A 5,570-nucleotide genomic window follows, 5' to 3' on the forward strand; every position below is an offset into this window, starting at 1 on the left:
CGAGGTCGCGGTGCCGGTACCCGTTGCGTTGCGCGACACGGTCAGCGCTGGGCTTGCCCCATTCCGCGCCCACGACGGCATCCGCGTCAGCGGAGAGGAGCGCGTTGATCGTGGTCTGCAGCAGGCTGCGCATCAGATCCGGCGACGCATCGGTCAAGGCTTCAGCGAGCACGCTCGCAGGGTCGACAATATGAAGTGCGGTCATCGTGATGATGCCTTTCGAGTGGGATGTGAGAGTTTCCTCGAAGGATCACACGGTGACCGCGCCTACGTCGTGAACGACGAGCCGGCCACCGTGGGCTACACCACCTTAAGGGGCACTACTGATGGATGCGGCGGTGCATTCGTACTTCGAACCTAGAGGTTGCGCAGGCGTGCCCGTTCACACGCCCGCCTGAACAATCAGCGCTTCGGCATCACGGACGCGCAGCTTGCCCGACATGAGCTCAGGCAACAGCGCGTCGCGCGTCGCGGCGAGCGTGCGATTCTCTGCCAACGCACCCCGGGCAGCATCGTGGAGTGGAGCAATCCGTGAGTCGAAAGCCATAAGCACCGTCTCCTCAGGGACCCGCACCGGAAGCCGCTTGAAATTCCCCCTGCTCAGCTCAAGGAAGGTTGCCCCATTTGCCCATGAAATGAACTCGTCGACTCGACTCTCCATCTCGTGGAACAGCCACCAACGCAGGCGGGGGTCGTGAGGTTCGACAGCGATGAAGCCCTGGTTGAGTGCTGTAGGGACACCGTTGATCGCCAGCGCACCGATAGTCGCGCGCGATGTCATGAGAATCGCGCCGGGCTCGAATAGCTTCGAGCTACATGCAGCGAGGCCAGCGGGCGCAATCCTTCGGGAGGTGGACTCCAGGTACGGCCCCACGAGAGCAGTCATGTCCGTCGGAGTCGCCCACCAGATATCACCGTCCCAGAGTGCAGGGTTCTTCGTGCTTGGGGTTCCTCCGCCACTAATGTCCGCGATCTCTTCGAACCTTGGGCCCCACGCCACGTGGCGCACGGTCGCGGCGAAATCGGTTGAAGCGAGCTGTGTAACTGTGGCGGCGAGGGCGGTGTTGGCGGCGATCTTGTCGTCGAGGGCGCCCAGTATCTCGGCGATCGCCTGCTGTTCGCGGAGCGATGGAACCCAGACCTCGAACGAACGAATGTCCGGCACATTCAGGTGGTGGACCGTGGATCCCTCCGCTTTGACCAGCAGCCCTGCCTGAGCAGCAGGCGCGGTAAGTGCGTAGTAGAGGAATTTGCTGTCGACGACATCAGGGTCCGGCCGCAGCAGGACAGTGCGCTGACCTGGGGCGACGTTCGCGACGTCTGGAAGACGAACGACCGGACCGACAGGTGCTTCGCGAGCGAACAGAAGATCGCCCGCCCGTGGAGAGAGTCGACGTGTCCATGCTTCGAATGTTTCGCGAGAAATGCGCCTCGCTTCCGCATAGTTGATGCGATGATCTCGCATGGCTGGCGTTCCTACCGCGAAATACTCTCCAGCCTCATCGATGGGGGCCGTCTTGTGCTCACAATCGACGATGTGCGAGCAGGCGACATCGAGCCTCACGAAACTCGCTCCAACTGCTCACGCACAACCTCGGCGAGTCTGGCCGACTCCGCGAACTGGATATCGAGCTCCCCGCGCAGGCGCGCGAGCTTCTCCTCAATCTGCTCGCCGTCGGCTTCCGCCTCGGCGGCACCGACATAGCGGCCCGGAGTCAGTGCATAATCAGCGGCCTTGATCTGAGCGAGCGTGGCCGAGTAGCAGAACCCCGGAACGTCGGCGTACTCGTCGGGCGCAGCATCCGATTCGACGCCCCGCCACGTGTGGAACGTTCCCGCGATCCGAGCGATGTCCTCGTACGACAGCGCACGCTCGGCGCGGTCGACCATGTGGCCGAGGTTGCGGGCGTCGATGAAGAGCACCTCGCCGGCGCGCTTGCCCTTGTCCTTCGCGAAGAACCAGACGCACACCGGGATGCCGGTCGACCGGAACAGCTGGGTCGGCAGCGCGACCATGCAGGAGACAAGGTCGGCTTCGACGATCTCGGCGCGGATCTGGCCCTCGCCGCCCGAGTTCGACGACATCGAGCCGTTCGCCATGACGACGCCGGCCTGTCCACCGGGGGCGAGCTTGGAGAGGATGTGCTGGATCCACGCGTAGTTCGCGTTGCCCACCGGCGGCACGCCGAATCGCCAGCGCGGGTCGGACTCGTTGCGCGCCCAGTCCTTGATGTTGAACGGCGGGTTCGCCATCACGAAGTCTGCCTGCAGGTCGGGGTGCAGGTCACGGGCGAACGTGTCGCCCCAGCGCGGCCCGAGGTTGCCGGTGAGCCCGTGGATGGCGAGGTTCATCTTCGCCATGCGCCAGGTGCGCTCGTTCAGCTCCTGTCCGTAGACAGAGATATCGGATCCTTCGCCGTGGTGGGCGTCGATGAACTTCTCGGCCTGCACGAACATGCCGCCCGACCCGCACGCGGGGTCGTACACGCGCCCATGCGTGGGCTGCAGCATCTCGACGAGCACCCGCACGACCCCGGCGGGCGTGTAGAACTCTCCGCCCCGCTTGCCCTCGGCGGCGGCGAACTTCTCGAGGAAGTACTCGTACACCTCGCCGAGAAGGTCGCGGGCGCGCCGCCCGTCGGCCCCACCCTGGCCCTGCGTCGTGAACCGCGCCGAGTTGAACAGGTCGATCAGCTCACCGAGCCGACGCTGATCCACGTTGTCGCGGTTGAAGATGCGCGGCAACGTGCCTGACAGCTGCGGGTTGGCCTGCATCACGGCATCCATCGCCTCATCGATGAGCGCGCCGATCGACTTCTCGGGTGCGTCCATCGACGGACCGAGCCCCTTCGCGTTCTCGGCCAGGAAGCCCCATCGCGCATGGGCGGGCACCCAGAACACACCGCGGCCCGTGTACTCGTCGGTGTCGTCGATGAGTTCCGCGATCTGGTCGTCGTCGTACCCGTCGGCGGCGAGTTCGGTGCGAATACCCGCGCGACGCTCATCGAAGGCATCCGAGACGTACTTCAGGAACACGAGACCGAGGATGACGTCCTTGTACTGGGAAGCGTCCATCGATCCGCGCAACTTGTCGGCGGCCTTCCAGAGCGTGTCCTTCAGCTCTTTCATGGTCGACGGCGCCGGGGCGGCTTTGGGTGTGCGGGGCATGGATGTTCCTTACTGCGTGTCTGCCGCGTCCGCGGCGTGGTCCACGTCAATCATGGTGACCGCGCCTGACGTCGCACCAGCGACGATCAGGGCGGCGTAGTCGGTGAGGCGCGCGGCGCGAGCCTCGAGGTCTCGGCGGGCGGTCTCGATGTCGGCGAGCGCGCGTCGGAGCGGTGCGATCGTGCGCGGGGCGACGCGACGGAACATCCACCGCTTCCACGATCCCGGTCCGGCGGGCGCCCCAGCGATGTCTGCGGCAACGATCTCAGGCACGAGACCACCGGAATCAGCGGTGGTGATGCGCAACACGCGGGCCGGGGAGGCGACGACTTTCGAGCCGTCGCTGTCGACCCACGCGGCGGCGGCGGGGCTGGTGCGGAAGATCACGTCGCCGGGGCGGGTCAGCTGCGCCGAAGGGTGCCGGGTTGCGAACGCGAGGTGCTCGACGCGGTTGCGGCCAATCGATGCGGGCTCGTCGAGATCGGATGCGGTCACGACGATGAGTCCTTCCGGGCCCAGCAGGTCAGGGTCGAGGCGGGTGCCTTGAACCCTCCTCAAGTGCCCGGCATTGATGAGCTCCGCCACGGACGTGGCGCGCGGGACGTCGTGCGGATCGGGCACGAACTCGATCGGCTCGATGTCGGAGCGAACCGCCTCGGCCGCGATGTCGAGGAGGGCAGGAAGTTCTGCCGCGTCCTCGGTCGCAGTTGCACGTTGTCGCGTCGCCGATGCCACCAGGGAGCCGCTTCGTGCCTGGAGCGACGTCGTGCGCACAAAGGCCGCGAACCGGAACTGATGCGCGCGCAGGGCCCGGCCAGCGCCCATGCCCGCCATCAGGTCCGAGATCAGGTCGGCGCGCGTCGCGGGGGTGAGCTTCACGCCGGTGAGATCTGCGACCGCGGTGATTCGCTGCGCGGGTGCAACCTCGACTGTTGGCTCCCCGAGTATCCAGAGGGCGAGGGATTCGCGCACCGCACTGTCGACGAGCCCGGCTGGCAGACGTGCGATGCCTCGCACACGGCCGGAGCGAAGGATGTCTGCGCGCGCTTGCTCTTCGGTGGGCGACAACGGGTCGACGAGCGCCCGCGCTGGGCCGATCACAACCGCGGTATCCGCGCTCCGCAGCGAGAGGGACACTTCGTCCACCGCTCGCAAGATGGTGGCCCCGTCCTCGCCACGACCAGTAGGAACACGGGCGACGACGCCCCAGCGGCGCGCGGGGTCGGCTTCGTCGGCGACCCAACGATCATCGACGAGCAACTGACGTCGCACGTGGCGAGACTCCGCGCCGACCGGCACAACGATGTCCACATGGCCGCCGAGCCGGCGCGCGACCGACGAGGACAGTGCGGCGTCCCTCGCATCCAGCGTCACAACTGTGTCCTCACCGGCGAGGGCAAGAGCGGCGTCGGCGACCAGGGCGATCGCGTCGGCGACGAGCGGTCCAGCTGATCCCGCCACCCGGTCCGAAGCGGCGTGGCGGCGGGCGACAAGCGCCAGTGCGGCCGACGGCGAGTACGCCGCGTCGACGAGGCGGGTGGCGTAGGAGAGCCACGGCGCTCCCCGGTCCACGTGAGCGAAGATCTCACGCCGCAGCAAGCGATCGTCAGGGTCCGCGGCGTCGGCAGCCTCTTTGACCTCTGAAGGCGTGAGTTCGGCAAGCTCGTCGACCTGCGCACACAGAGCGATGAGTGCCTGCAGTTCGGCGACAGAGGCCGCGTCGGAGAAGGAGAAGTCGGCTGGAGCTGCAGCCGCCGCCGCGTCCCCACGTGCCTCCGGGTTGTTGCCATGTCCGGTGCGCACGAGCCAGTCGGCGACCTGCTCGGCCTCGAAACAGGCCCGGCCGTCCTCGACGTTGATCGCCCGCGGGAAAGGATCCGGGGACGACGCGAACCTCGACCGCCACATCGATGCCACGGGTCGCTGCACACCGGCCAGCCGGGCGACGCCGGCCAGGTCGATGAGGAGCGAAGGCGCTGTGGACATGAAGCCAACCTACTCCGACGTCGAGTATTCAGCGTGCGTTACCTGATAAGACGACTTATCAGCGCTGCTCCGTTTGCAGTCACTCCTGTGACCCACGATCTGTTTGGCGGCATCACGTCGCTGTCGCAGGCGGGGCGTTGCGGGGGGCCGCCCCGTCTGCGGGTTCCACCTCCCGCCCCTGGAGATGCTCATGACCCCCATCACACCGGCAGGCGGCGCGACCGACGTCGTCGCGGACGCGGTCTCGTTCCTTGTCTCCGACCGCGCGTCGCGCACGACCGAAGCATCACTCGATGTGAGCGGAGGAAGCACCATCGGCGGCCGACGATCCGGAACCGGTACGGTCGCGCTGCGCTAGGCCGTGTTGCTAAATGCTGTTGTGGGGCGGGTGGGCGATCCTTGAGGTGTGTCGCGAG

At 66.7% G+C, this 5,570-nt stretch carries 4 protein-coding genes; all 4 read right to left on the bottom strand.

The annotated features are described in order from the left end of the window. The coding region (locus tag AS96_RS14460; protein ID WP_036291316.1) for a transposase at positions 1-205 on the bottom strand (205 nt) is incomplete at its 3' end. A 177-nt stretch (positions 206-382) separates the two neighbouring features. Next, positions 383-1,564: a restriction endonuclease subunit S gene (locus AS96_RS14465; RefSeq protein ID WP_081768086.1), complete on the bottom strand. Its 1,182-nt coding sequence runs from the start codon at positions 1,562-1,564 to the stop codon at positions 383-385. After that, positions 1,561-3,168: a class I SAM-dependent DNA methyltransferase gene (locus tag AS96_RS14470; protein ID WP_036291317.1), complete on the bottom strand. Its 1,608-nt coding sequence runs from the start codon at positions 3,166-3,168 to the stop codon at positions 1,561-1,563. The genes AS96_RS14465 and AS96_RS14470 overlap by 4 nt, the downstream gene beginning before the upstream one ends. A 9-nt stretch (positions 3,169-3,177) precedes the next feature. Further along, entirely contained in the window at positions 3,178-5,154 is a 1,977-nt protein-coding gene (locus tag AS96_RS14820) for a hypothetical protein (protein ID WP_051498918.1), read from the bottom strand. Positions 5,155-5,570: the final 416 nt, after the last annotated feature.

The organism is Microbacterium sp. MRS-1 (assembly GCF_000585455.1).
Lineage (GTDB): Bacteria > Actinomycetota > Actinomycetes > Actinomycetales > Microbacteriaceae > Microbacterium > Microbacterium laevaniformans.

What these genes read in the sequence shown, in the direction of transcription:
- AS96_RS14820 (WP_051498918.1), bottom strand. Translation starts at nt 5,154, where the DNA reads ATGTCCACAGCGCCTTCGCTCCTCATCGACCTGGCCGGCGTCGCCCGG.
- AS96_RS14470 (WP_036291317.1), bottom strand. Translation starts at nt 3,168, where the DNA reads ATGCCCCGCACACCCAAAGCCGCCCCGGCGCCGTCGACCATGAAAGAG.